This window comes from Vulcanisaeta sp., assembly GCF_049966235.1.
Lineage (GTDB): Archaea > Thermoproteota > Thermoprotei > Thermoproteales > Thermocladiaceae > Vulcanisaeta > Vulcanisaeta moutnovskia.
Genome location: NZ_JBMFVA010000001.1, coordinates 47405 through 73501 on the forward strand (window position 1 = coordinate 47405; position 26097 = coordinate 73501).

General features: G+C 43.0%; 25 protein-coding genes, 1 tRNA gene and 1 pseudogene. 16 read left to right on the plus strand and 11 right to left on the minus strand.

Translation table 11 applies throughout. The features are described 5' to 3' along the window. Window positions 1-3: 3 nt before the first annotated feature. From ACP5L5_RS00285 to ACP5L5_RS00295, 3 genes are all read right to left on the minus strand, one after another. Window positions 4-708 carry a DUF120 domain-containing protein gene (locus ACP5L5_RS00285; protein ID WP_428760826.1) on the minus strand — a complete coding sequence of 235 codons (705 nt, stop codon included), beginning with the start codon at window positions 706-708 and terminating at the stop codon, window positions 4-6. Between the two features lie 171 nt (window positions 709-879). Then, a complete protein-coding gene (locus ACP5L5_RS00290) occupies window positions 880-1173 on the minus strand; it encodes a winged helix-turn-helix transcriptional regulator (RefSeq protein ID WP_048056820.1) in 294 nt (97 codons plus the stop codon). Window positions 1174-1227: 54 nt separating this feature from the next. Next, entirely contained in the window at window positions 1228-2277 is a 1050-nt protein-coding gene (locus ACP5L5_RS00295) for a hydroxymethylglutaryl-CoA synthase (RefSeq protein ID WP_273303923.1), read from the minus strand. Window positions 2278-2416: 139 nt separating this feature from the next. Between ACP5L5_RS00295 and ACP5L5_RS00300 the strand changes: the two genes are divergently transcribed. Next, window positions 2417-4663 (plus strand): CDC48 family AAA ATPase, encoded by a 2247-nt coding sequence (locus tag ACP5L5_RS00300; protein WP_428760829.1) that lies wholly within the window; start codon window positions 2417-2419, stop codon window positions 4661-4663. On the opposite strand, the gene ACP5L5_RS00305 is transcribed toward ACP5L5_RS00300, so the two are convergent. Beyond that, complete coding sequence (locus ACP5L5_RS00305) at window positions 4649-5362, minus strand: N-acetyltransferase (RefSeq protein WP_013603793.1); 714 nt, start codon at window positions 5360-5362, stop codon at window positions 4649-4651. The two genes, ACP5L5_RS00300 and ACP5L5_RS00305, sit on opposite strands and share 15 nt — an antisense overlap. A gap of 53 nt (window positions 5363-5415) precedes the next feature. Here ACP5L5_RS00305 and ACP5L5_RS00310 point away from each other — a divergent pair, with 53 nt between their 5' ends. Beyond that, window positions 5416-5994: a hypothetical protein gene (locus tag ACP5L5_RS00310; RefSeq protein ID WP_428760831.1), complete on the plus strand. Its 579-nt coding sequence runs from the start codon at window positions 5416-5418 to the stop codon at window positions 5992-5994. Window positions 5995-6078: 84 nt separating this feature from the next. After that, the gene (locus ACP5L5_RS00315) at window positions 6079-7539 is read left to right on the plus strand and encodes a chromosome partitioning protein ParA (RefSeq protein ID WP_273303918.1); all 1461 of its coding nucleotides are present in this window, start codon (window positions 6079-6081) and stop codon (window positions 7537-7539) included. Here the strand turns inward: ACP5L5_RS00315 and ACP5L5_RS00320 are convergent, their stop codons facing one another. The 4 genes from ACP5L5_RS00320 to ACP5L5_RS00335 all read right to left on the minus strand — a co-directional run bounded on the left by ACP5L5_RS00320 (window position 7540) and on the right by ACP5L5_RS00335 (window position 10052). After that, window positions 7540-7854 carry a C4-dicarboxylate ABC transporter permease gene (locus ACP5L5_RS00320; RefSeq protein WP_428760833.1) on the minus strand — a complete coding sequence of 105 codons (315 nt, stop codon included), beginning with the start codon at window positions 7852-7854 and terminating at the stop codon, window positions 7540-7542. Window positions 7855-7859: 5 nt separating this feature from the next. Then, window positions 7860-9515 (minus strand): lysine--tRNA ligase, encoded by a 1656-nt coding sequence (lysS, locus tag ACP5L5_RS00325; RefSeq protein WP_428760835.1) that lies wholly within the window; start codon window positions 9513-9515, stop codon window positions 7860-7862. A gap of 103 nt (window positions 9516-9618) precedes the next feature. Then, a complete protein-coding gene (locus tag ACP5L5_RS00330) occupies window positions 9619-9903 on the minus strand; it encodes a MoaD/ThiS family protein (protein WP_428760836.1) in 285 nt (94 codons plus the stop codon). Between the two features lie 74 nt (window positions 9904-9977). Then, a tRNA-Glu gene (locus ACP5L5_RS00335) sits at window positions 9978-10052 on the minus strand. A gap of 95 nt (window positions 10053-10147) precedes the next feature. On the opposite strand from ACP5L5_RS00335, the gene ACP5L5_RS00340 reads away from it, so the two are divergent. The 5 genes and pseudogenes from ACP5L5_RS00340 to ACP5L5_RS00360 form a co-directional block, all read left to right on the plus strand. Beyond that, window positions 10148-11572 (plus strand): alpha-amylase family glycosyl hydrolase, encoded by a 1425-nt coding sequence (locus tag ACP5L5_RS00340; protein WP_273303913.1) that lies wholly within the window; start codon window positions 10148-10150, stop codon window positions 11570-11572. Window positions 11573-11749: 177 nt separating this feature from the next. Further along, a complete protein-coding gene (locus ACP5L5_RS00345) occupies window positions 11750-13162 on the plus strand; it encodes an extracellular solute-binding protein (protein ID WP_273303911.1) in 1413 nt (470 codons plus the stop codon). A 15-nt stretch (window positions 13163-13177) separates the two neighbouring features. Further along, on the plus strand, window positions 13178-14068 hold the full coding sequence (locus ACP5L5_RS00350) for a sugar ABC transporter permease (RefSeq protein ID WP_273303909.1): 891 nt from the start codon (window positions 13178-13180) through the stop codon (window positions 14066-14068). Continuing rightward, entirely contained in the window at window positions 14065-14937 is an 873-nt protein-coding gene (locus ACP5L5_RS00355) for a sugar ABC transporter permease (protein ID WP_428760837.1), read from the plus strand. The genes ACP5L5_RS00350 and ACP5L5_RS00355 overlap by 4 nt, the downstream gene beginning before the upstream one ends. Window positions 14938-15005: 68 nt before the next feature. Next, window positions 15006-17300, plus strand: a pseudogene (locus ACP5L5_RS00360) (glycoside hydrolase family 57 protein); the annotation flags it as partial. Between the two features lie 75 nt (window positions 17301-17375). On the opposite strand, the gene ACP5L5_RS00365 reads toward ACP5L5_RS00360, so the two are convergent. Continuing rightward, window positions 17376-18869, minus strand: a complete 1494-nt coding sequence (locus tag ACP5L5_RS00365) for a hypothetical protein (protein ID WP_428760838.1) — start codon at window positions 18867-18869, stop codon at window positions 17376-17378. A gap of 245 nt (window positions 18870-19114) precedes the next feature. Here ACP5L5_RS00365 and ACP5L5_RS00370 point away from each other — a divergent pair, with 245 nt between their 5' ends. Beyond that, on the plus strand, window positions 19115-19528 hold the full coding sequence (locus tag ACP5L5_RS00370) for a hypothetical protein (RefSeq protein WP_428760839.1): 414 nt from the start codon (window positions 19115-19117) through the stop codon (window positions 19526-19528). A gap of 33 nt (window positions 19529-19561) precedes the next feature. Here ACP5L5_RS00370 and ACP5L5_RS00375 read toward each other — a convergent pair whose 3' ends face one another. Further along, window positions 19562-19762 carry a hypothetical protein gene (locus ACP5L5_RS00375; protein WP_083805462.1) on the minus strand — a complete coding sequence of 67 codons (201 nt, stop codon included), beginning with the start codon at window positions 19760-19762 and terminating at the stop codon, window positions 19562-19564. A gap of 6 nt (window positions 19763-19768) precedes the next feature. Then, on the minus strand, window positions 19769-20308 hold the full coding sequence (locus tag ACP5L5_RS00380) for a TRASH domain-containing protein (RefSeq protein ID WP_428760840.1): 540 nt from the start codon (window positions 20306-20308) through the stop codon (window positions 19769-19771). Between the two features lie 69 nt (window positions 20309-20377). Between ACP5L5_RS00380 and ACP5L5_RS00385 the strand changes: the two genes are divergently transcribed. The 7 genes from ACP5L5_RS00385 (at window position 20378) to ACP5L5_RS00415 (ending at window position 26096) form a co-directional block, all read left to right on the plus strand. Beyond that, window positions 20378-20551: a YHS domain-containing protein gene (locus ACP5L5_RS00385; protein ID WP_428760841.1), complete on the plus strand. Its 174-nt coding sequence runs from the start codon at window positions 20378-20380 to the stop codon at window positions 20549-20551. A 5-nt stretch (window positions 20552-20556) separates the two neighbouring features. Next, window positions 20557-22995: a heavy metal translocating P-type ATPase gene (locus tag ACP5L5_RS00390; protein WP_428760842.1), complete on the plus strand. Its 2439-nt coding sequence runs from the start codon at window positions 20557-20559 to the stop codon at window positions 22993-22995. A 55-nt stretch (window positions 22996-23050) separates the two neighbouring features. After that, window positions 23051-23347: an MTH1187 family thiamine-binding protein gene (locus ACP5L5_RS00395; RefSeq protein WP_428760843.1), complete on the plus strand. Its 297-nt coding sequence runs from the start codon at window positions 23051-23053 to the stop codon at window positions 23345-23347. Beyond that, window positions 23347-23805 carry a YkgJ family cysteine cluster protein gene (locus ACP5L5_RS00400; RefSeq protein ID WP_428760844.1) on the plus strand — a complete coding sequence of 153 codons (459 nt, stop codon included), beginning with the start codon at window positions 23347-23349 and terminating at the stop codon, window positions 23803-23805. The genes ACP5L5_RS00395 and ACP5L5_RS00400 overlap by 1 nt, the downstream gene beginning before the upstream one ends. 244 nt (window positions 23806-24049) lie before the next feature. Beyond that, window positions 24050-24604, plus strand: a complete 555-nt coding sequence (locus ACP5L5_RS00405) for a 2-oxoacid:acceptor oxidoreductase family protein (RefSeq protein WP_428760846.1) — start codon at window positions 24050-24052, stop codon at window positions 24602-24604. A gap of 1 nt (window position 24605) precedes the next feature. After that, entirely contained in the window at window positions 24606-24881 is a 276-nt protein-coding gene (locus ACP5L5_RS00410) for a 4Fe-4S binding protein (RefSeq protein WP_013603775.1), read from the plus strand. Beyond that, window positions 24882-26096: a pyruvate ferredoxin oxidoreductase gene (locus ACP5L5_RS00415; protein ID WP_428760848.1), complete on the plus strand. Its 1215-nt coding sequence runs from the start codon at window positions 24882-24884 to the stop codon at window positions 26094-26096. It begins immediately after the preceding gene. The last annotated feature ends 1 nt before the right edge of the window (window position 26097 follow it).

The following is a 26097-nucleotide window of genomic DNA, read 5'->3' on the forward strand; positions in this document are numbered from 1 at the left end:
CGCTCATAGGTTCACTAATACCTCAACCTCATCACCATCCTTAAGACCTAATTCATACCTTAATCTATAGGGCGATATTATCTCTATTGTGTCAAGACCGTGGTGAGTTCTTTCAATCAGTAATATAGCACCTGGTAATCCATGTATTGATGCCTTGAAGCACTTAACACTCCCATACGTTCTAACACCATTACTAAAGCCCTCTATGTATATGCCTGGCAATGCGTCTAGGTAAAGTCTGTACTTAATGTACTCGGGCTTTAGCCTAATATTGAGGGTTCCTGGGTATGGCTTAAACCCAAGCTTCTCAATAAATTGTTTAACATAGCCATCAAGACTCATGTAGAAACTACCCTCACCAAGCCCAGAGACCACATTACCAACAAGTCTAATCACCAGCCTCTCATCAAGGTAATGCCTAATCGTGTCTATCACGAATCGAAGAGCCTCGGAGGCCCTTTGGGAAAATTTAATCGCTAATTGACCATTAATCGTAGACTTAATAATTAAATCGTCCTCAGCAAGCCTATTTATTATTTTAAATACATTCTGTGGTGTTGTGCCTACATCATTAGCGAGTCTAGTTAGGTTTATTGCCACGTAATCTCTATCATTAATGCCGTACTTAACCAATAATATTAAGTATGGAATCCTTCGAAGGAGCTTATAATCAATTCCCAAGGAAGCGCGACTCACGGAATTCTCCATAGACTCCGCATTGGCGTAAATTACCCATTTATTAACGCTTCCTCTTTTAGTGAACAATCATGGACGATTAATAATGTTAGTATTTTAGTCAGTGTGAGACAGTCTCGTCATTTTTACGGATTCTGCCCGCCTCATCATTCAAATACTACATTAATTCTTGAATTAAAAAGCCTAAGTCTCCCCCGTCGTCTCCTCACCCTCCATGACCTCCTCCTTAACCTCCTGCTCAAGTGCCTTAAGCGCCTCCTGAGCATTATCTGAAGCCTTCCAGTAGGCCACCTTACCTCTCTTAATCTCCCTAATTAATCCATCCCTCTGAAGAAGCTTTAATGCGTAAAAGACCTGGCTGTGGCTTAAGTTCGTTTTCTTAACAATTTCATTGGTCGGTAACTCACCCTCCTTAATTAATAATTCTAGTATTTCCTTTTTCCTCTCCACTATTCTAACGGTTTGCTTGCGAGGCATTACGTTGTTTTTTAACTATTTATTTTTAAAGATTAAGATACCGACAAACCGATATTATTGAAACACCTTAATCAAGTTCCTGAATCTTAAGTAGAGGGCGTAGTCTAAGTATGACTTATTCTCAAGGTAGTAACTAACGGTCCTAGCCCTACCCACCTTCTCAGGTAGTAAGTCCGTGGTCACTAGACTAAAGGCATTAGAACCAGCACCACTTCCAAAGGATACCATGAGTATCCTAGAACCTGGCTTGGCATTTTCAAGGATGTTTGCAAGACCTATTAATACAGCGCCATTGTATGTGTTGCCTATTCTATCAGCAATAATGCCAAATTTAACCTTCTCAAGGGGTATACCAAGCATTTGGGCAACCCTAACTGGGAATCTGGCATTTGGTTGGTGAAAGACCGCGTAATCAAAGTCGCTTGGTTTAAGTCCCGTCGCCTCCATTAGAGCCTTCGCGGCATTCACAATATGCCTAAAGTAGGCTGGTTCTCCGGTGAATGACTCACCATGTACGGCATAAGGCATGCCATCCCTACGCCAAAAGTCCGGCGTGTCAGAATTATATGCATATATATGCTCAATCTCAGCTGCAACACCATCAGACCCTATTATATAGGCCGCCGCACCGCCAGACACCGTATAGTCAAGGTGATCCCCCGGCTCTCCATGACTGTGGTCAACACCAACTGCAAGTCCATACTTAATAAGACCGCTCTTAACGAGACCTGTTGCATTAACTATTGCGTCTGAGCCGGCCTTGCATGCGAATTCCATGTCCACGGCAAAGGATTGTTTTCTCATTCCTAGTGCATCAATTAATATTGAGGCTATTGGCTTAACGGCATAGGGTTTCGACTCAGTGCCAACAAATACTGAACCCAGTTCCTTAGGATCAATACCTGCCCTCCTTAATGCATTTCTAGAGGCTTCCACAGACATGGTAATGGCATCCTCATCAGGACCACCAACACTCCTCTCCTCAACCCAATAAAGATCCTTAATCCTTAGTGGGTCATCACCCCAGACCCTGGCTATTTCCTTTGTGCTTATTCTGAACCTAGGTATATAGATGCCCCATCCAACAATGCCTACCTTACCCACAGAATACGTTATTTTATACCCTATTTAACTTTTAGCGTTGTTGAATTCGACAGTAAACGCATGGTATTGAACCAGTGAGAGAGCAAAATAAAGATAATTATATAAGCTAATCACAAGAATTAAATAACGAGGATAAGTCATGGGTTCTAACAATGAGGTTAGTCTTAGGGTTGCAGAGGCCAGGACTAGGGATGTTGGTAGGCTAATTGTTAGGATACCACAACGTTACATGAGGGTACTTGGCATTGAGCCTGGTGAATACGTTGAAATAATTGGTAACAAGCGTAGTGCCTATGCCCAGGTATGGCCTGCCTACACTGATGATGAGGATAAGGACTACATAAGGATGGATGGTGTCTTGAGGCAGAATGCCGGTGTTAGTATTGGTGATGTTGTTAAGGTTAAGAAGGCGAATTTAAGATCTGCACAAAGAGTTACAATAGCGCCTGTGGGTGAGTACATTAGGGTTGACCCTGATTACCTAAAGAGGGCTTACTTGCTTGGTAAGCCTGTTTGGAAGGGTTCAATCATAGAGATACCGTATTACACAGGCTCCATTAGATTCATGGTCACGAGTGTAACGCCAGGACCAGCTGCGTATGTTGGTATTGATACCGAGGTTCAGGTTAGGGAGGAACCAGTTAGAGAGATGGAATTAGCGATGCCTAGGGTTACTTGGGAGGACATTGGTGACCTTGAGGAGGCTAAGAGGAAGATTAGGGAATTGATAGAATTACCATTAAGACACCCTGAAATATTTAAGCACCTTGGTATTGAGCCTCCTAAGGGCGTTCTTCTCATAGGTCCACCAGGCACAGGCAAGACCCTTTTGGCGAAGGCCGTGGCCTCTGAGGCCAATGCTTACTTCGTATCAATTAATGGCCCAGAAATCATGAGTAAGTATTATGGTGAGTCTGAGGCTAAGTTGAGGGAGATTTTTGAGGAGGCTAAGAAGAATGCTCCTGCTATTATCTTTATTGATGAGATTGATGCCATAGCACCAAAGAGAGAGGAGGTCACGGGCGAGGTCGAGAAAAGAATAGTGGCGCAATTATTGACTCTAATGGATGGTTTGCAGGAGAGAGGTCAGGTAATCGTAATAGGAGCAACCAATAGGCCGGAGGCCGTAGACCCAGCACTAAGAAGACCAGGAAGATTCGACAGGGAAATTTACATAAGCATGCCCGATAAGAATGCGAGGAAGGAGATACTCCAAGTTCATACGAGGAATGTGCCGTTGTGCACTGAGGAGGATGTTAAGGAGAATATGTGTGATCCTAATAGTGATGTTGTGAGTATTGATGAGTTGGCAGAGATGACTCATGGTTATACAGGGGCTGACCTAGCGGCACTTGTTAAGGAGGCTGCGATGATAAGACTTAGGGAGGCTATAGAGAAGAAGGAGATTGATCTTGAGCAGTCAGAAATACCATCAGAGCAATTAGCAAGGATTAGGATTAGGAGGAGGGACTTCCTTGAGGCTATGAAGTATATACAACCAACAGTTCTCAGGGAGGTCATTGTTGAAGTTCCTGAGATTCACTGGGATGATATTGGTGGCTACGATAATGTTAAGCAGGAGCTTAAGGAAATGGTGGAGTGGCCGCTTAGGTATCCCAGGTACTTTGAGGAGCTCGGTATTGATCCGCCTAAGGGTATTTTGTTGTTTGGTCCTCCTGGTACTGGTAAGACTTTGTTGGCTAAGGCTGTGGCTACGGAGTCGAATGCGAATTTTATTGCTGTTAGGGGTCCAGAAATACTGAGTAAGTGGTTTGGGGAGAGTGAGAGGGCAATCAGGGAAATATTCAAGAAAGCAAGAATGGCAGCACCATGCGTAATATTCTTCGACGAAATAGACGCAATAGCACCAGCAAGAGGTTTGAGGGTTGATAGTGGGGCCACTGATAGAATAGTCAATCAGTTATTGGCAGAGATGGATGGAATAGCACCGCTAAAGAACGTCGTTGTCATAGCAGCAACAAATAGGGCGGATATAGTAGACCCAGCATTGCTTAGGCCAGGTAGGTTCGATAGAATCGTGTATGTACCACCACCTGATGAGAATGCTAGGTTTGAAATAATTAAGGTTCATATTAGGGGTTTGAAATTATCTGATGAGGTTAAGGACAGCGATTATAAGTACCTTAAGGACATCGCAAGGAGAACCGAGGGTTATACAGGTGCCGATCTAGCTGCCTTAGTTAGAGAGGCTGCAATGCTTGCGTTGAGAGAAACAATTAGGAGCAACTCTAACCAAGTAAGGCCTGTTGATATTGAGCACTTTGAGGAGGCATTAAAGGTCGTTCCGCCATCATTAGCCAAGCAGGATATCGCTAGATTTGAGGAGATGGCAAGGAATTTGAGGAGAGCATTAAGGGGTCTCTGACTTTTCATATTCAATTCTCTTCTTTATGAAAACATCGACACTATAAATGGATTTAGCAGGTACGCCAACAACTACCTCACCTGGTGGTACATCCTTAGTTACGACAGAGCCAGCCGCAACCACGGCATTTTCCCCTATTTCGACACCAGCTATCAATGTCGCATTAGCCCCTATGACCGCGTTTCTTCCTATTTTAACGCCATCAAGCCTTTTACTTGGTGGATACTTATCATTGGTTATTACTACATTTGGTCCCAGGAACACATTATCCCCTATCACAGTACCCCTTGGTATATATACCATGCTTTGTATACTAACGTTGTTTCCAATTACCGTATCCCCATCTATAATAACACCAGATCCAATTCTGGTGTTACTCCCTATCTTCGTATTCTCCCTAATCAATGCATTATGCCCTGTTTCAACACCATCATGAACCTCCACGTTTTCATAAATAACAACATTACTCCTAATAATGCAATTCCTGCCGATTACTGTACCATTACTTACCTCGTTCATTAATTGTTCAATCTCTAAATCCGTATTCCTCATACTTATTAACTTCGACCTAATGGGATGCCCTATTACAACAAGCGGCTCTATTATTGTACCTTCACCAATTACTGAGGGTCCTAGTATCACGACATCCCTACTTATGCTTTTACTTAGTATTTTTGCCTTAGGAGATATGTATGTCATTAATTGATTATCATGAGATAAGTATTTAAGTAATTACTAATTGGTCTAATGCAATGAGTTATTACCCAGCACCACCGCCTCCGCGTGAGGATCCAATAGCCAGAATACTTAGGGAGTTAATGAATCTCAGTAATAAGGTTGATCAAATATCCAGAAGCTTAACCGATATTAATACGAGAGTTGAGAACCTGGAGAGTAGGGTTAATGAGATTGAGAACTCATTATCAGGCCTAATTAAGACTCAGGAATTAATTAGTGGAATAACACCACAAAGTATGGCCGAATTAGCTGGTATGCTTTCCAATACATTAAGGGAATTGACTAGGATTGAAGCATCATTAATTGCCTATAGGGATTCCATATCCTCAATACAGGGTAAGGTTGAGAATGCTGTGGATCTCCTGGCAAAGGTATCAATGGATTTAAAGGAATATAGGACGCTCGATGTTAACCAGGTTGTTGATATCACGAATCAATTGTCCAATGTTGCTACGAGACTTAATGAACTCCAGAAACTTATTGAGGAGCAGGGTATTAGGTTGATTTCCGAGTATAGAAAAAGTTCTGAAGTTATTGAGGGTCTTAAATCAGTTATTTTGGATGTTCTAGGTAAGGGTTCTAATAGGTCTTAAGTTCGGTGTTGTTTTCATTACGTTCAATTTCATTTAGAATAATAAAAGCAAAATATATTAGTTCCCTTGCTTAAAATACGTACTGTGTTCAGACAGCCTAAGGAGTATACGGAGCTTTATCAGAGGATTAACGATATAAATAATTTACTTCAGGCGCTGCAACAGAATGTCCAACAACTAATAAATAATGCCAATCAAATGCAAAAGAATCTTCAGGCCATTTCAAATGGGATTGAAAGAAATGATAAAACACTACAGGATGCTATAAAGGTCATAAACTCATCAACCACGGACATAGCCAGTAGAGTTGCTCAAATGAATAACATGGTTAATCAATTCAATGACATGAGCAAGAAATTAATGGACTCCTTATTCGATGCCCTTGAGAAAATAAATAACCTGGTGGATAGACTTCAGGGATTATCGAGTAATATGCAACAAAGCCTCACAAGCGCCACTACGACTCTCGAATTAATTAATAACAATGTTAAGGATCTTAATACCAAAATTGAAAGTGGTGTTGACAAGGCATCATCGCTCGTATCTGAGGTTTCTAAGTTAAGTAGCCTATTGGGAGAATTGAATAGGGTATATAACGAAGTCCTAAATAGGGAGAAGGACCTAGAGAGCAAGTTACTTGATATAAGCAGAAGAGAGAGTGACGTTTCAGTTAGGGAGAAGAGTATTGAGGAGATTAGGCAGAGGTTGGAAAGCGACAGAAAGGCACTTGAGGAGGAGAAGGCTAAGTTGGCTGAGATGAGCAATGTAATGGCATCTCTCATAACACTTTCTAATCAATTAACATCAAGGCTTAGTGAACTTGATAGTAGAGAAAAGGCATTGCTCGAGAGAGAGAAGGCGCTTGGTGAGAGAGAGACTAAGCTTAGGGATTGGGAGGTTGAGTTGAAGTCCCGTGAACAGAGACTTGAGATGGAGGCTGTTAGGATAGATGCAGAGAACGCAAGACTTAGGGAGCTTGAGAAGAAGGAGCAGGAGGTTAAGGAAAGACTTGAGCAATTATCACAGAGGGAGGCTGAGCTTAAGGAGCTTGAGAAGAAATTGAATGAAAGACAAAATGCATTGAATAAGCTTGAGGCTGAGCTTAAGGATAAAGAGAGTAGACTCAACTCGCTAGAAAACCTGCTTAAGGAAAGAGAGAATGCATTGAAGAGCCTTGATGATGAGATCAATAAGAGGAGGAAGGAAATTATGGAGAAGCTTGAGCCATTAATGACGAAGTTAATTGAGGAGGAAAAGAGACTCACAGATTGGGAAAAGAGACTTCTTGATAAGGAGAGGGAATTAATGAATTATCAAAGGGCGTTAATAATTAGGGAGAATACCTTAGTCGAACTTAGGGAGAAGCTTGATAGGGAGAAGGAGGAACTAGAGAGCAAGATGAAGGAGGTTAGTAAGATTGAGAGCGAGTGCCAAGACATACGTAAGAAGTATGAACAACTACTTAAGGAGAGGGAGGAGTTAATGAAGATTATTGAAAGTAAGGATAAGGAGCTTAATCAATTAAGGGCTTTGATTAAGAAGTGATCAAATAGCCACAATAAGTACATAAGCAAATACTAAAATAATATTAACAATATTCAATCCTAATGCAAAGAACGCAAGTATTCGCTTTAACTTCCCAATAATTAATTCCCTATCTGTATATGCTGTATTAACATCATACCATGTCTGCTTAATTGATAGGAATGACGTGAAGAAACTAATTAATGTTAGAACAAGTATAGCAACATCAAGGGTTAAATTACCCTTACTAGGTAAGTAGGTGCCTGCTAATGATGATAATAAAACCGTGTAAACAACCACGGCAAAAACAATCGCCATCACTAACAACCTAGACATGGTAATCACCTCAATGAATCCCTTAACCTATTAAGTACGAATTCCTTACCCAGCATCGCCAAGTATGGCGCTATCCTCGGACCACTTGGCTTACCAAAGAATATTAAGTACGTGGCCTCAAAGAAAGCCTTCTCAATGTTCTTATCCTCCCTAGGCACGCTCTTCATCGCCTCCTTAATATTATCCTCACTCCAAACGTCAATTCTCTCAAGCTCCTGTAGCAGCAACTTCAACTTAGCCCTTTGAACATCCGTTAACGAATTCCTTATGGAACCAGGTAATTCCTCAAGAACTCTAATCCTATAGGTCTCAGGTGCATACTTGTTTACCCAATTACGAGCTCTGATGAGCCTTGATCTAATCCTTTCATATGACACATTATCTAAGTCCTTCGTTAGTATCTTTGTTTCCTTCAGTCTCTTAATAACTCTCTCCATAAGCTCATCCTCACTTAATGACTGCGGCAATGTTTGTATTAATGCCACTGCGTGGAGATACGGCAATTGGAACGGCAATTCCCTAGGTAATGGTCTCTTTAACTGTGCATACTCATAGGACCTAATAATTAAGTCTAGGTAATCCTTCTCCTTAGAGCTTGGTTTATCAATTCCATAGTAAAGGCGCTCAGCTCTATCATAAATATCAACATATTGATAAATGGAATCTAGACTAAATGTTAACCTTTTTGTTGGCTCATGGAATATATAGATATACCTAAGAACCTCAGGCTCAGCAACCTCAACCCATTCTCTCGGCGTAAAGCCTATGAAGTCACTACTACCCATGTCACCCACGTCCTTACCATTAACCACATAACCAACCCACTCATACCAAGTACCTAACGGTGGATTAATACCGTAAACGGACTTAGCAATCTCAATTGCAGAGTCCCTTGAGCCACCTGGCATTGCATGATCCTTACCATAAGGCTCAAAATCGACTTGCAACGTGTACCAAACACCAACCCACTCAACCCTCCACGGAAGCTTACCATCAGTCAACTTAGCCCTACCAACATGTCCGCAATACGTACACCTGTACTCAACTTCATACTTATCAAGGTCTAGTTTCGTGACCTCCGCAGTGCCAATCCTACCGCAGTTCTCGCAAATTGGCTCGAAGGGTATCCAATCCTTTGGATACGGATTCCTACCCCTATACTTATTAATGACCTCAATCAACCTCTCCCTATTCCTCATGGTCATCATTATGAACTCCCTCATCCTAGGATGCTCCCTATACATCTCGCCAGTCGTTATAACCTCAACATTCTTCGCGAAGTAATCAAGGTAATCACCAAAGTCCCTCCAGTAATGATCAACCCAGGACTTATGACAACCCTTAGGATCCGGAACGTGCTCAAGCGGCCACTCAATGTACTTCCTACCCACCTCAGGGTTTAGAAACTGCTCTAGTTGTTTATCCTTACCCTTCCAGGGATCTACAGTGTATAGGGTTAAGACCTGCCTAACTCTTAAGCCAGCATCCCTTAGTCTTTCAGCAATAACACTATTCAATACTATCTCACCCCTAAGCCTACCAATGTGCTGGAGCCCAGAAACGCTTAAGCCACCATTAAGTACGCACTCATCCTTACCTTCACTACGGCATCTCTCAAGGACTTGATTCGCTATCCTATCAACCCAATGAGTATAACTCATTAATGATAAGGAATCAAGGACTAATTTATAAGTTATCCTAATCAAGATCATTCTTCTGAGGAATCGTTAGCCACGTCTAATTAAATTGAAAGCAATGAAGCGATTAACCCCCCTCTGCGGGTGGTAGGAACACAACCTCATCATCATCATTGAGCTTTGTAGCTAAACCATTAAGCCACTCAATAGCCTTACCATTAACCAATACTACATACTCACCCTTCAACTTACCATCGCCATCAAGCACAGCCTCTGTGAATTTAGGGTTAAATGTACGTGAGACTAGGTCAATAAGATCACGTATAGAAAGACCACTAGGAGTCTCAAGTTCAATTCTAAATGTACCAACTAACTCATAAAGCTCACCGAAAAACTTAACCCTAACCCTCACAAATCAGGGCAACAAACATAGCATAAAAACTTAACTCAGGTAAGTAAACTAAGAGAAAAATAGAAGTTGGGTAGTGCCCCGGCCGGGATTTGAACCCGGGTCACGGGCTCGAAAGGCCCACATACTTGACCGGGCTATACTACCGGGGCTCGTAATCATTAGAAACACGTCGGTTTTTAAGCCTTTATGCTATTATTTCTCGTTGGGTTAATTAATTTAAGTTCGTGGCTTTGCGATTGATTTAATGCCTGTTACTGTGTTTAGGGATGGCGGTGTTTACTTCATTAGATTTTCAGTGAGTAGACGTCCTAGGAGGGCTGCCTTTGTTGTTGGTAATTTCACAGCCTTTATGAAGCCTATTGAACTTGAGTTTTGCGGCTCTGACTATTGTGCATATGTCTTGTTACCTCCAGGTAAATATTACTACAGGTACTTAATTGATGGTGAAGTTATTCTTGATGATGGCCCTACGGAGAATGGATTTAATGTACTTAAACTTAGTGGTTTTGTTAGGAAGGTTCGTGAAGTTAGGCGTAGGTTATTTAGTGCTATTTATGGGATTTTCGTTGACAGATTTGGATGCAAGAGGGAGGGTGGCCCAAGGGATAGGCTTGGCGGTGACTTGGTCTTCATTAGAGATAGGCTTAGTTACATTAGGTCCATGGGTTTTGATGCAATTTATTTAACGCCCATCTTTAGGGCTATGTCTTATCATAGGTATGATGTTATCGATTACCTCAATATTGATGATGATTTAGGTGGTAATAAGGCGTTTAAGGAATTATTGAGGAGTGCGCATGATCTTGGTATTAAGTTGATACTTGACTTGCCTATTCATCACACGGGTTCCGAACATCCTGCCTTTAAGGCAGCCCTAAATGGCGATCCTGAGTACTCCCGTTGGTACTACATTTATGATGGTGATTATGAGAAGTTCATGAACGTTAAGAGAATGCCTAAGCTTAACATGAAGTTCGCCGGTGAGTGGGTTAAGGGTATTGTGCTTCATTGGTCATTGATAGGTGTTGATGCCTTTAGGATTGATGTTGGCGCCGGTATACCGCCCTGGTTTCTTTGGGAATTGAAGAATTTCATTAATAAACCATTAATTGCTGAGGTTTGGGGTGACCCATTTCTCTGGAGAAATGCTGTTGATGGAGTTATGAATTACCAGGTCTGGGAGCCGCTGATTAAATTCCTAGATAATAAGATAAGTACTGATGAGCTTGCCTATGTTCTTAAAAGACAATTGAGGCTATTACCAAGGTATTTCCTCCTAAATTCCTGGCTCTTTGCGGATACTCATGATACGCCAAGAGCAATAACTATGTTAAACAATGATATTGAGAAGTTTAAGGCAGCATTAGTATTCATATATACTTGGATTGGAACTCCAATGCTCTATTATGGTGATGAGGTAATGCTTGAGGGAGGCCTCGACCCTGACAATAGGAGGTGTATGGATTGGAAAAGAATTAATGATCCTAATTCTCTTGGTAATTTCATAGCGAAGCTAACAAGTTTAACCATAGCGCCAAAACGCATAGTAATTAACTCAAATGAATTAATTTATTATGATGATGAGTATGAGGTTCATTTAAGTAATGAACCAAGGAGTTATAGAGACGGGCTTCTGAGCGGTTCCTACTTCATTATAAGGAGTAGATAATATACTAAAGTATTTACGATTTATATAGGTATTAAGACTCCTTTATTAATGGGTATACCTAGGTATAAACATATAAACAAATATCTAATTTTTGTCATTTTTATTTATGACTATGCATGAACTATATAAATCAATTACGGTAATGCTTTTAAACCTATTCATAATACTTGAAGACGTATGAATAGGCTAGGACTATCCACAGGCGCTATAATAGGCATAGTCGTTGCCGTGATAGTGATAATAGCCGCAGTGGTGGCCGTAGTCTATCTATATAAACCCTCAACAACCCAAGCAACTGCGCCGGGTTTTGTAATACCAATGTCAGACTTTACGCCACAAAACGTCTATAGCTCAAGTTTTGCCCAAACCTTCTGCTCAAAGGTTGGTAATGTAACAATAACCGTATGGAACACCTACAGTACAAGTGAGAACGAGGCATTTAACACATCATTAACCTCCTTTGAACAATTATACCCATGCATACACGTTGAAGTCACTTACGGCGTTAGCATTGCAACGAGCAACTTCATATCAGCTGCAAAGGCCGGTCAAGCCCCAATCGTATATAGGGATACAAGCGACGACTCAGGTAAGCTATTCGCAGCAGGCCTACTACTTAACTTAAGTGAGTATTTACTACCATCAGTATTCGAACAATACCTACCCACTGCCGCCCAGAACTTCTACTTAAACACGCCAAGTGCTCATGGTTATTATGGCTTACCTGACAACATAAACTACATAGTCATGTTCTACAACAAGCAATACATAACATCACCGCCAAACACCACAGACCAACTAATCAACATGTGTCTTCAAGTCAATAGCACGTACCACGTGTGGTGCATCGCCTACGGCGTTGGCTCTGAATGGGGCTATAGATTCGCCGCCTGGTTCGCTGGTTTTGGCGGGCAGATATTCGGTCCCAACAACATGCCACAACTCAACTCAAGCGCCATGGTTAACGCCCTAGAATTCTGGTATAACTTAACGTACGGCCTACACATAAATGCCCCGGACATGAACCCAAGCCTTGAAGGCCAGTTATTCACGAGTAATGAGACTGCTATTATTTTTGATGGCCCTTGGGACCTTGGGACGTATTTTAAGGCCCTTGGCTGCAATTTAGGTGCTGCACCATTACCTGTTGTTAGTCAGACAGGGCTGCATGCAAGTCCACTCATAGGTAGTACTGGTTGGGTAATTGCATCGCCGCAAGCAAGTGGTGCTACGCCACAGCAGTTGGAGGCTGCGTTAGTATTTATACTTTACATGACTGGTCCACAGGCGGATCTTAACCTATGGAATTATGCACATGACATACCAGCTAACGTACAGGCCTATAACCAGGCAGTTAGTCAGTTGAAGGCTGGGCAGTTATCACCATCATGTCTGAATGACATTATGGAGGGTATATTTGCCCAGGCTCAGTATGGTCAGAAGTTCCCCAACATACCTGCAATGGCTTATTACTGGCCAGCATTCCATCAGTATGCAACTGCTTACTTCGCTAATCAGACGACCGCTCAGGCTGCCGCTCAGGGCATGGAGCAGTACATGCTTCAGCAGATGGCTCAGTCGGGTGGTTAATTAAGGTGACTTATAATGGATTCTCTTCAAAAATTAGATCGTGTTTTTATTCAATATCTTTACCTCCTCCCCATAATAGCCATTGCATTATTCCTTTTTCTATACCCGGTGGCTTATGCCGTGTACATATCATTCACAAACTTCAATCTTTATCATCTATTTCATTACACGTTTGTTGGTTTAAAAATTTATGAACAATTATTAACAAGTGGTACATTTTATACGTTATTGCTGAACACGGTAATTTGGACGGTGGGTAGTTTAATACCCATGGTTCTCGTAGGGTTCATACTAGCCCTAATACTTAATCAGAGGGATATTAAGGGTAGGAATACCTTCTTCACGTTGCTCCTGGTACCCTGGGCATTCCCAGCATACATATCCCTAGTGATTTGGTATGGTATGTGGAATTATGAGTATGGAATTGTCAATAAATTCCTTGGATTGCTTGGGATACCGCCAATTAATTGGTTAACATTCACGAACACGGCCTGGGCAGCGTTAATACTAACGAATCTGTGGTTATCATTCCCATACTACACTGCGGTCTTCCTATCAAGCCTACAGAGCATACCCACTGAATTGTATGATATTGCCGTGGTTGACGGCGCCAACGCATGGCATAAGTTCAGGTATATAACACTACCCCTAATGAGGAGTGCCATAGCCTTCGTCAGTGTTGGCGGCTTCGTTTTTACATGGAATAATTTCTACCCAATATACATACTGACAGGGGGTGGCCCAGGCATATCAACCGATATACTAATTGTTTATACGTACCAGGAGGCCTTCTCCTATGGTTATTACAACATTGCCGCTGCGTACTCGGTGATTTCAACAATTATCCTAGCAATCATGGCAATACTAATGCTTAGGGTTGGTAGGGTTCTTGAGGTGATAACATGAGCAATAAGTATAGCCTAAAGAATAGGGTAATTAGTTTGTTTAGGCTTGGTATATCGTACATTGTGCTTGTTATAATAGCTGCCATAGCCGTATTCCCAATATACTACATAATAATTACATCTGTGAACCCAATACCAACCCTAGCCTCAATAACCCTACGCTCACTCCTACCTGAAAACACATCCCTAGAGGCCTATTACTACATATTATTTAGGGAACCATTCCTATTATGGCTAAGGAATAGCTTAATCCTCGCCGCAGGTACGGTTGCGATTACGGTGATTGTTGCCTTCATAACTGGGGCAGCCCTGTCAAGGTTTAACGTGCCTGGAAAAACGACATTAATGGTGACGATTTACGTCATGACGTTCTTCCCATTCGCAGCAACGGCATTACCACTGTACCTAATGTTTGCATCGCTGGGTATGCTTAGGGGATGGGCTACATACGTAGGCCTAATACTGGCTTACTCTGGGGGTACGTCGATATTCAGCTCATACCTAGTTAAGGTATTCCTCGATAGAATACCTAGGGATTATGAGGAGGCCGCGTTAATTGATGGCTTAACGAGACCAGGAGCCTTCTTCAGAATCCTCCTACCAATGGCTAAGCCAATAATAGCCTTCGTTGCCCTGCTCGCGTTCATGGGCGCCTACACAGACTACGCATTGGCAAATGCATTTATAATGCAGGGCAATATGTGGACGCTGACCCTGGGCATGTATTATCTGGCGTTCGTTAATAGGGCAACACTGTATAATGTACTCGCGGCATTCTCCGTCCTCATGGGAATACCAATATTCGCAATATTCATTGCATTCCAGAAGTACCTGGTGCAGATATACGCGATGGGCGGGGTTAAGGCATAATAGATTGAAAGTATTTAAAAGAATAATTGAAAAGAAAAGTTTAAATATCTAAAAAATACCCAAATATTATGACAATTAAAATAATATACACGATATTTCTTTTATTAATAGTAGCAGCACTACTCGCAACACCCATAACCCATGCCCAAAGCTCATGCCCGTATGTAGTGTCCTTTAATGTAACACCAACGTCAGGTCCTGCGTACATAACAGTGGCGATAACGGGGTTACCGGAGGGTCACGAAGTCTACTTACACTGGGGCATTGAGCCATATCCGCAGGGGTCTTGGTCAAGCGTTACTGACACGTTAATGACTTGGAATGGGACCAGTTACGTAGTTACCATCGGACCTTTCCAACCAGGTACTTGGGTTGCCTGGGTATTTCATGACGCAACCACTAATACTTGGATTAACTACCAGTGTGTACCCTTCTGGAATTGGAACGTTGACGTTAACCCACCGAACCAAGGATATACATGGGCCTACGTCTATCCAAATGGCTCAATATTAATAACCATGCTCGGTAGGGCACCAGACAACATACTCCTCTGGTACGGCCTAACCTCAGGCCCAGGAAACGTGCCTTGGTACACTACGAGCGGTACATCTGGAGCCATGAACACCGCAATGACGTTCAATCCACTCTGGGGTAATTACTCGGTTATGATAGGCCCATTCCAGCCAGGGCAGTGGATTCAGTGGGTCTATTGGGACACAACGACCAATACCTGGCTACACTGCTCAGCCAACCTAATAAGTGGTGTAGTAACATGCACACCCAACGGGAACTTCGCAATACAGGACGTATACTCACCGTTGGTATTCATAAACGCGACGTATAGTGATTATGTTTACCTGGTTGGTCAGAACGCCACTATCTACGTTCTTTTCGAGAATGAGTTTGGCGAGCCTATTACGGTTAATATGACGCTTACCGTGAATAATGAGGAGTTTAATTACTATGATGCAACGATAATGCCAGGCTACTACACGGTAGCGTTGAACTTCACTGTGAATATGCCGCAGGGTATATATACACCGATGCTCACGGTGTATAGTCTGGGCACCGTGTTAACTCAAGCCTCGTTGCCAAGCCTCTACGTACTTAACACAACGGGTAAGCCACCGCTCAGCCTGGTCATTGTGTGGAACATGCATCAACCGCTTTACATCGAGCCAAACGGGACATGGGAACAGGCATGGGTCTTACTTCATACATGTCATGACTTCCTATGGAACGGGGCATGGGTTGGCGCTTACGAATTACAAGCACTCCTACTTAGTGAGTATAACGTGAGCGTGACTATAGACTTCACACCAGTGCTCCTGTATCAGTGGGAGACGATGCTGACTGAGGGTTCATTCCCATACTCACCCGTTTGGCCAAGTCCATCAACACTCAATGTGAATATGACCCAGTGTCTTGAGACCATAAACTACACAATCAGCCTATATAGGGAGCTTGCCCAGGAGGGTAAGGTCGAGATCTTAACCGTGCCATTTTACCACCCATTGCAGGCGATAATTTATGACAATGGTTGGCAGAGCGATTTATTGGCTCAAATACTCATGGGTGAGGAAATGACTGAGGAAGTATTCGGCGTTAAGGCAACTGGCGCCTGGACGCCTGAGATGGCATTCAACATGGGCCTAGTCCACCTATACAATGAGACTGGCATTGAATTCACAATACTTGATGCCCAAGCGTTCCTGCCCTACGCAACCGTAGTCAGCGGTACCCCATCACCGTATGGACCTATAATTGTTGAGGACTCAACTGGTAAACAAGTAATAGTCCTGTTTAGGAACACGGATCTCTCTAACACATTCTCCTTCGCCTACTTCAGCCAACCACCGCAGTTGACCGCCAGGGAACTGATTCACTACCTAGCCAGGATATACATGCAGAACCCGGGCGCTGTAGTCGTGGTGGCGTTAGATGGCGAGAACCCACTAATCTTCAACCCAACCACGGGACCAGCAGATCTACAGGCCATTTATCAAGTACTCTCTGAGTACCAGGGTACATGGTTCATAACGCAGACAGCCAGTGAGGCCATAGCCATCCATAAGCCCATAGCCGTATTAACGAACCTGCCCGAGTCATCATGGGCCCTAAACCTGAATAATTGGAATAATGGCTACTCAGGCAAGGTCGAGATTTGGCGTTCTGTAGCCATGGCGAGGGAGTACCTGGTGGCGTTTACGAAGGCCGTGGGCATGCCAATATCACCATTAGTACCACTACCCTTCAACGTAACACCGAACTCGACAAACCCAATATATACACTGTGGAACTACCTATACATTGCCGAGGGTAGTGACTGGACCTGGCAAACAGGACCTCGGACTCAATGTCCATGGACTGTCTGAGAACGATATAACTTGCTTTATCTTTAGTGGTAAGTGTTTTAGGCCCGTGGACCTTGAGCGGGGTTATTGACAGCCTAACTTCCTTATTGCTTTGGCTATTGTCCGTGCCTTCTTCATATTGTCCTCGTTCATTGCTTCGTCGTAAATCTTCCTAAGCACTTCACAGACCTTGCTTATGAGCTCTGGGTACTTTTTAATTACGTCCATACTCATGTAGACTGTGAACTTTTCACCCCACTTACTTAGCTTGGTCTCCTTATATCCTGCATCCCTTAACTTCTCTAAAATCTTCATGACCTCCCTATAGTCCTTACGCCAGGTCCTAAGCTCAATAATGCCACCAGCGCCTATGCGAATGGTCATCTTGACGCCATCAACGACCTCAATCGACGACTTATTCGGTGGCTTAACCTTCACGTTTGCTAGCTCGATTAATCGCCTAAGTTTCTCTGCATCTGGTAATCGAGCCAGGTCCTCAATTATGGCCTTGATTATTGGGTTGCTGAGCATTTTCTTGGTGAGGTTGGCAGCTTTAGAGGACTTAACCATGTACGCAACCTTGTGTCCCTCATCCTCCTCCCTGAAACCAAGGCCCTCCAGTCTCTCGATTAAATCGCCCCACAGCTCGAGCTTTGAATAACCCATGTAAAGCCTAACCCTCCTCTCCTTAACATTCACATTGCCATCACCCAGCACTACAAATAGTAGGAATAGTGGGAATTCATCGTCACCGAGACCGCCAGCCACCTCGACAACCTCGGCCTTGCTCCCAAAGGCATCCTTATGGTCTATGGCCCTTAACTGCCATATGACACTTACATCACCATTATTGACATTCAAGCCATTTATAATCATGTGAATTTTGCCTGGAAACACCATCGTGAAAACAACGACCTGCCATAACCGGTTAGTGCCCATCACCGGGTAGTCATCCCTATCGATCGACCCGTCGGTCAATAGCAAGCCACACTGTATTGCCCTGAGCCCCTTATCATTGAGGGACTTAGGTACGATAACGTCAATACCTCCAAGACCGGTTAACGATATGTGCGATGTTATGCTTTCTGATTCGGCGACCCTGGCTATTATAATTGCCAGATTCTCCGTATACAAATGTACTATGAATGACTTGTTCCTATCGAATGGTTCTCCGCTTATGATTATTGTTGCTTCACCCCTCCTCAACTTCCTAACCAACTCCTCTAACTCTTGCCTGTAGACCCTCAGCCATTTTTCCCTTACTTGGTTCAGTAGCGCGAGCATTTTCTCGCCGACTTCGCGCTCAGCCATCCTAAGCTCCGTAATTGCCTCATCGCCATCGACAACGATAACCACGCCGTTTAACCAATCACTTAGTGCGTTGATGTCTCGGTCAAATGGAGTTGTTAAATCACTCAACAACGCACTTTTGTGTCTCTCAACCCTATCGAGGAACTCGCTGATTAACCTCATGGTTTCTTCAATAATTCTTGAGTCGTTGACTGACTCACCGCATTCTAATCTTTTCTCGCCCTTTACCTTCTTGCTCCAACAAATTTTTAGGCCGTTAAGAGTCATGAAACATCTATAAGCTTAATCCTCAACTAAGCTAATAAACAACTACGGAGGAATTAAACATTAAGTAATGATGCTGTGAGGTAATAATAAGCATCCACATACGCTTGTACCAAGTAAATACATAATGTGAGGATATACTACGTAAAACATTATCGCCGCAAAACTATGGCCCGGCCTGGTTCCAGCAACAAGCATTAACGTACACTAACGCAATAATTAGTACAATAAGGAGTTGGTTGTCCGAGGTGAGGCTTGTTAAGTACGTTGTTGAGAACGACGCGGTTGTTTTACAGATATACAATGGATTAAACTACACACTATACGTAACATTGGTTGTTAGTAATGGAACATACACCGTGGCTGAACCCGTGGTCTTGAAGCCTATGCGCATAAATACAATACCCGTGATAGGGATAGAGAATGCAACAATAGCCCAATTATACTCGCCAGTCACCGAATACGAGCTTGGTGATTACCCAATACCGATTAATCAATACGGATTCCCACTGGTCACATTTACCCTTAGTCCAGGTAATTTACAGGCAATATCGGCAGTGCAGGGAGGGTCTAATGAATTGATAACTAGCCTTATAGCTATTCTACTTAGTGCGTCGGTTATAATGATTATAATACTGATTCAGAGGGGAATACTTAAGTAACTTTTCTGTTAATATATGATAAAATAATAAAAATTATTTTTCTTCTTTGCCTGATTCCCTGGAAATTATTGAGTAGTACCTACTGAGTACTGGGCATCCACGTCCGCCATTAAGGCAGAAATTAATGAACTTACTCCTGCTTACCCTCCAATCCTCGGGCGGCATGAGTATGCAACGTTCACCATCATACGTCCTCTGATAAAAGACACACTTATTCCCACTACCAGATGACACAGTAATTCACGGTGCGTCAGCCTTATTTTTATTACTCCTACTTAATTTCTTCTTCAATTCCCTTAAACAAGTCTCACAGCATAGGTAATACGTCCTCCTACCCCTCCTATAAATGATGGGCACGCTTATTGGGCCACCGCAATAATCACACACCAACCCAATGGGGACAGCACGCTTAGTGACTTGACCCAGGGCTATGAAGACCTCAACCCTACCATCAACCCCATCTATAAGCCTTATCAGCTCATTATAATCCCTCGCACTAATAATCACGAGATACTTACCATCAACAAGCCTATAACACTCACCAAGCTCAGTCTGGGATTTACTAGTGATTATAAAGGCCTTAGGCGAATTCTCAGGAACATCCACTGTAAACCTAATCCCCTTATTAATCAATGACCTGATTGCCCTGGAAACAGTCGCTCTACTAACGCCAAGTCTATCAGCAATTTCTGAAACACTTGCCCGCGCATTCTCCCTAAGTATACTCAATACCCTGTACTCAATCTCCGTAAGATTTACTGCAATTGTTTCGTGAGCCATCATTAGTAATGAAAAGTTTGATAATAATAAGCCTTATCGAATAGTGCATTAATTACTCCTTGAATAATCATGCCCAAGCACATAGACCCAGTCTGCGGTATGGAGGTTGATGAAACAACACAATTTAAAACAATATACAAGGGCAGGATCTATTACTTCTGCTCAGCAATGTGTAAACGTGAATTTGAGAAGGACCCGGAAAGGTACCTTAGGGAGGGCCCGAAAGGTATGCCAATGGGTTAAATGTTATGAACTATGCTGATACTTCTATTGCCAATGTTAGGGTGGGATTGAGGTTTGGGGGTAGGACTAGGGAGGTTACCTTAAAGATAATTGGTATGCACTGCGCCACCTGTAGTCTAACCGTCCAGAAAGCCCTGCTCTCCGTACCTGGTGTCTTAACGGCCAATGTTAGCCTAGCGAGTGATGAGGCTAAGGTCGTCGTTGATGAGGCTAGGATTGACTATAAGGCCTTACTCAGGGCTGTGCAAAGGGCTGGCTATGATGTGTATAGAGAGGAGGTCAAGGTTTACCTAAGGTCTCTGAATCCGGATGATGAGTCAGCAATAACGAAGGCACTGAGCAGGATCGGGGTATTTAATGTAGGTTTTGACCTTACCAATCACTCGGTAATTATTGAGTATAATCCGTTGGATATAACAAGTGATGAGTTAACAACAATGCTTAGGAGGTCCGGCTTTACGGTCATCAACGTCTCCAAGGCGTCTGAGGTAGATCTAGATGTTGATAAGAGAACGGTAGAGAGCGATTTAAGGGATATACTGCTTAGGCTCGTTGTAGCTGTCCCCCTGACCACAGCCATATTCATAATGATGATATTAACAATGACCTCATTGATACCTATACCCTTATACAACCTGCTGTCCTTTATACTCGCAACACCAGTTCAGTTCTACTCAGGCTGGAGATTCATTAAGGGTGCTGTTAGGGCCTTTCACAACGCCACTGCAAATATGGATACCCTGGTAGCCCTGGGCACGTTGAGCGCCTATGTTTTTAGCATCTTAGTACTGATCAACTTATTGCCTGGCACTACGTTCTTCGACTCGAGCGCCGCCGTAATAACATTCGTATTGATTGGCCGATACCTGGAGGTTAGGGCTAGGCTACATGCATCATCGGCTATTAGGGAGCTTGCTAGGCTGCAACCTAGGGTTGCCAGGGTTATTAAGGGCAATACTGAAGTTGAGGTGTCGGTTACTGAGGTTGAGCCAGGTGATTTGGTGGTTGTTAGGCAGGGTGAGGCTATACCCGTCGATGGCATTGTCGATAGCGGTGAGGGTTATGTTGATGAGTCAAGCATGAGTGGTGAGTATATGCCGGTACATAGGGTCTCAGGTGATGTTGTGTTAGCGGGTACTCATCTCGTTAGGGGCTACTTTGTCATTAGGACCACTAGGAATGGTAGATACACGTTATTATCACAAATCATTAAATTAGCAAGGCAGGCGCAGGCGTCTAGGTTACCAATTCAGTCGTTGGTTGATAGGGTTTCGGCCGTATTTACTTGGGCCGTAATATCCGCGGGCATACTGACCCTCATAACATGGCTGCTGCTAGGGTCTCCCATTTACCTGGCCGTGATGCATATGGCAGCAGTACTTGTGGTTGCATGTCCATGCGCATTGGGTCTAGCAACACCGATAAGCGTCGTGGTAGGTGTTGGCAGGGCTGCCCAGAAGGGCATAATCATTAAGGATGCGAATGCCCTTGAGAAGTTGGTTAAGGCTAGGATTGTCGCGTTTGATAAGACGGGTACGCTTACAATGGGTAAGCCGAGGGTCTTTTCGATTATAGGTGACGAGAATGTTTTGGCGTTGGCTGCTACGGCGGAGGCGAAGTCTGAGCATCCATTGGCAAGGGCCATAGTAGAGTATGCAATGGAGAGGGGGGTTATACCTAGTGATGTGCTGTCCTTTGATTCTATACAGGGCATGGGTGTAATTTCGCAGTTGGGTGATGGTTCGGTGATTGCTGTGGGTAATGAGAGGCTAGTTAAGGGTATGGAGGCGGAATTACCTAAGTATATCGAGGATGAGACTCAGAGGTTAAGGGGTCTTGGCTATACCGTGGTTTATGTTGTGGTTAATAATACCGTTAGAGGCGCATTAGCCATAGGCGACACATTAAGGCCTGAGGCTCCTAGGGTAATCAGCGAATTGAGAAAGCTCGGTATTAATGTGGTAATGCTCACTGGTGATAATGAGGTTAATGCCAGGTTAATAGCCAGGAAGTTGGGTATTGAGGAGGTACATGCCAACTTATTGCCTGATGATAAGGTGAACATAATCAACGAACTAAGGGGTAAATACGGATTGATTGCTATGGTTGGTGATGGTATAAACGACGCCGCGGCCTTGAACGCCGCGGATGTGGGTATAGCCATGGGTAGTGGTTCAGACATAACTAAGGAGGCTGGTGATGTTGTGCTCCTTAGGAATAGGCTCGACCAATTAATAGACCTAATCACACTCTCAAGGAGGGTTCTTAATAACATAAAGTTCAATTTAATATACGCATTCCTATACAATGTAATTCTAATACCAATAGCTGCAGGCGTCGTACCTGGAATTACCGTAAGACCTGAATGGGCTGGCTTGGCAATGGCATTAAGTAGCATAACAGTAACACTTAATGCATTAAGACTTAGGTATAGTCATGTTTAAGGCAAGAGATAACAAGATAAGCCTTAATAATCACACTAAACCATTATTTACTAACATGAGTGTCATCGTAGAAATAGCCGTCGATCCAATAGGGACTAGCTCCACGAGCGTTGGTGATTATATTAGGATAGCAATAGACATTATTAAGAAGTCAGGTTATAAGTATGAGGTTGGCCCCATGAGTACGTCAGTTGAACTACCGAGTATTGAAGCTTTAGGCAAGTTACTGCAGGATATTCATGATGCTCTTTATAGGGCTGGGATTAAGAGGATTGTAACTACGGTTAGGATTGATGATAGAAGGGATAAGGCAATAACCATGGTTTACAAGGTTGAGAGGGTTAGTAAGTGATGGTTAAGATACGCGTTAAGCTCGGCACGGTATTTGATGACCTCGAATTCTTCGAGGTTAAAATGAACTGCACCAAATGCGGCAAGTGCTGCTTAGCTACTCAAATGGAACTCTTACCCGAGGATATTGAGAGGATAATTAGGCTTGGCTATAAACTTACGGATTTTGCCTTATTTGATGGAGAAATATGGAGGTTGAAGAACGTAGATGGACACTGCATATTCCTCAATCCTCAAACAATGGATTGCATAATTTATGAGAATAGGCCAATTGGTTGTCGTTTATATCCACTGGTGTATGATGATGCTGAGGGTCCATATATTGATAAGGAATGCCCTGCATGGAATACGGTGAAGCAAAGTGAAATTGATAGGCTTGGTAAGTACCTATCATTATTCATAGCCAGGTCACGCCAAACAAATCAATGGGTTAGGCTGAGACATGGTGTTCGGTCTTAATAATTTTACTTAAGTAAATAATACTTTAATGAACTATCACCAAAATATCTTTTTATGATACCATTATATTAAATTAGGTATATTTTTAGATCATATGATGATTATTTTTATGTATTTCATAACTTATTTATTAAGTCATTTCAATAATCCTATGGATTTATATTTAACTATTTTTACCATTTAGAGATAAATAATCTACCAGAAGCGTTTATAAAACCCTAGTGCTTACGGTTCATGGGGTAGTATGGCTGAGGTAACTGAATTCATAATACTCGGCAGGGGTGGGCAAGGCGGCGTTACTGCTGCTAGGATCCTCGTATCCGCAGCGCTTAAGGACGGTAAGTGGGGTCAAGCGATCCCTGAGTTTGGTGCTGAGCGTAGGGGTGCCGTTGTTAAGTCATATGCTAGGATCTCTGATAAGCCCGTAATTCTCCATAGTAATGTTAGGAAGGCTGATGTTCTCGTGGTACTTATTGCAAACGTCCTTGATCTTGTTAATATTGATGATCTCATGAAGGGTAAGGACTCTATAATGATCGTTAACTCCTCAACACCAATTAGAACTGGGTATAGGACTTATTATGTTGATGCAACGTCAATAAGTGAGAAGTTAGGTCTTGTTATCGCCGGTTGGCACATAGTAAGTACACCATTACTTGGTGCGGTTGCCAAGGTGACGGGTGTCGTGAGCCTAGACTCTATCATTAATTCATTACCTGAATTTGTGGGTAGGGAAAATCTTGTTAAATTGAATGCGGAAGCCGTTAAGATGGGTTACGAATCAGTTAGAGGTGAGTAACATGAAAACCGCAGAGAAGTTAAGGGGTCTCTTACTATCAACTCCCGCTGAAGGTGCTGGTGGTAGGACAGGTACTTGGCGTGTATATAGACCAGTCGTTAATTATTCTAAATGTACGAAGTGTGGCATTTGTTGGCTTTATTGCCCTGAAAATGTCATTGAGTGGCTTGAGGATAAGAATATTAAGATTAATTATGACTATTGCAAGGGCTGTGGAATTTGTGCTGATGTCTGTCCAGTCAAGGCAATAGATATGGTTAAGGAGGAGGTGGTGTGAATGAGCAAGCAAATACCACTCGCAAAGCAGGCTAGGAAGGTCCTGGTTGGGGATCACGCGGTTGCTGAGGCCGTTAAGCTAGCTAGGGTTAATGTGATTTCCGCATATCCCATAACTCCACAGACGTTAATTGTTGAGAGAATTAGTGAGATGATAGAGAGGGGTGAATTGAGAGCTGACTACGTAAGGGTTGAGAGCGAGTTTGCTGCGTTGGCTACTGTGTATGGCGCAGCAGCAGGTGGTGCCAGGGCATTTACGGCAACCTCAAGCCATGGGTTATTCTACATGTATGAAATGCTTTGGTGGGCAGCGGCATCAAGGGTTCCATTGGTCATGGCTGTGGTTACGAGAGTTGTTGGACCACCATGGAACATACATGATGAACACACAGACCTACTAGCCATTAGGGATAGTGGTTGGATAATTGGTATGGCTCAGAACGTGCAGGAGGCATTCGATATGACGCTGACGGCATTTAAGATTAGTGAGAATGAGAAGGTATTATTGCCAGTGGCTATAGGACTTGATGGTTTCATACTCAGCCATACGGCTGAACCACTTGATGTCCCGTCACAAGAGGATGTCGATACTTGGTTACCGCCTAGAAACTCAAGGATCCCATACACTATTGAACCTGGTGGTGAGTCCATAACAATGGGTAATTTACCTGGGAATGATGTATATCACGCAATCCTTAAGAAGTATATGGATGAGTCTATGGAATCTGCGAAGAAGGTTATTGCCGAGGTTTACGATGAGTACGGCAAGTTAACGGGTAGGAATTATGGATCATTAACTGAATGCTATAGGTGCAGTGATGCTAAGTATGTTGCAATATCAATGGGTGCATGGAGTGGGGATATTCTAAATGCCATTGATAGACTTAGAGACGAGGGTTACCCAATTGGTTTATTGAGGATTAGGTACATTAGGCCATTTCCTGAAGAGGATATCTCAGGTTGGATTAATAGCATGAAGGGCGTAATAGTATTTGATAGGGATTACTCCGCCGGCATGGGTGGTGTATTAGCCAGTGAGATAGGTGGTTTTGTACCCAGTAACGTTTCATTCGAGGGCGTGCTGGCAGGGCTTGGTGGATTTGATGTCTCAGCAGATGAGTTTAGGGCAATAATAAGGGAATTCATAGACAAAGTCGAACATGAAGGCACAGTAAGGATCAGAAAATACTGGTATATACCGGAGATTGGAAGGTGAT

Bases quoted from the DNA above. Each gene is read 5' to 3' on its own strand.
- ACP5L5_RS00285 (WP_428760826.1), bottom strand. From the start codon at position 708: ATGGAGAATTCCGTGAGTCGCGCTTCCTTGGGAATTGATTATAAGCTC.
- ACP5L5_RS00290 (WP_048056820.1), bottom strand. From the start codon at position 1,173: ATGCCTCGCAAGCAAACCGTTAGAATAGTGGAGAGGAAAAAGGAAATA.
- ACP5L5_RS00300 (WP_428760829.1), top strand. From the start codon at position 2,417: ATGGGTTCTAACAATGAGGTTAGTCTTAGGGTTGCAGAGGCCAGGACT.
- ACP5L5_RS00305 (WP_013603793.1), bottom strand. From the start codon at position 5,362: ATGACATACATATCTCCTAAGGCAAAAATACTAAGTAAAAGCATAAGT.
- ACP5L5_RS00310 (WP_428760831.1), top strand. From the start codon at position 5,416: ATGAGTTATTACCCAGCACCACCGCCTCCGCGTGAGGATCCAATAGCC.
- ACP5L5_RS00320 (WP_428760833.1), bottom strand. From the start codon at position 7,854: ATGTCTAGGTTGTTAGTGATGGCGATTGTTTTTGCCGTGGTTGTTTAC.
- lysS (WP_428760835.1), bottom strand. From the start codon at position 9,515: ATGAGTTATACTCATTGGGTTGATAGGATAGCGAATCAAGTCCTTGAG.
- ACP5L5_RS00340 (WP_273303913.1), top strand. From the start codon at position 10,148: ATGCCTGTTACTGTGTTTAGGGATGGCGGTGTTTACTTCATTAGATTT.
- ACP5L5_RS00345 (WP_273303911.1), top strand. From the start codon at position 11,750: ATGAATAGGCTAGGACTATCCACAGGCGCTATAATAGGCATAGTCGTT.
- ACP5L5_RS00350 (WP_273303909.1), top strand. From the start codon at position 13,178: ATGGATTCTCTTCAAAAATTAGATCGTGTTTTTATTCAATATCTTTAC.
- ACP5L5_RS00355 (WP_428760837.1), top strand. From the start codon at position 14,065: ATGAGCAATAAGTATAGCCTAAAGAATAGGGTAATTAGTTTGTTTAGG.
- ACP5L5_RS00365 (WP_428760838.1), bottom strand. From the start codon at position 18,869: ATGACTCTTAACGGCCTAAAAATTTGTTGGAGCAAGAAGGTAAAGGGC.
- ACP5L5_RS00380 (WP_428760840.1), bottom strand. From the start codon at position 20,308: ATGGCTCACGAAACAATTGCAGTAAATCTTACGGAGATTGAGTACAGG.
- ACP5L5_RS00385 (WP_428760841.1), top strand. From the start codon at position 20,378: ATGCCCAAGCACATAGACCCAGTCTGCGGTATGGAGGTTGATGAAACA.
- ACP5L5_RS00390 (WP_428760842.1), top strand. From the start codon at position 20,557: ATGAACTATGCTGATACTTCTATTGCCAATGTTAGGGTGGGATTGAGG.
- ACP5L5_RS00395 (WP_428760843.1), top strand. From the start codon at position 23,051: ATGAGTGTCATCGTAGAAATAGCCGTCGATCCAATAGGGACTAGCTCC.
- ACP5L5_RS00400 (WP_428760844.1), top strand. From the start codon at position 23,347: ATGGTTAAGATACGCGTTAAGCTCGGCACGGTATTTGATGACCTCGAA.
- ACP5L5_RS00405 (WP_428760846.1), top strand. From the start codon at position 24,050: ATGGCTGAGGTAACTGAATTCATAATACTCGGCAGGGGTGGGCAAGGC.
- ACP5L5_RS00410 (WP_013603775.1), top strand. From the start codon at position 24,606: ATGAAAACCGCAGAGAAGTTAAGGGGTCTCTTACTATCAACTCCCGCT.
- ACP5L5_RS00415 (WP_428760848.1), top strand. From the start codon at position 24,882: ATGAGCAAGCAAATACCACTCGCAAAGCAGGCTAGGAAGGTCCTGGTT.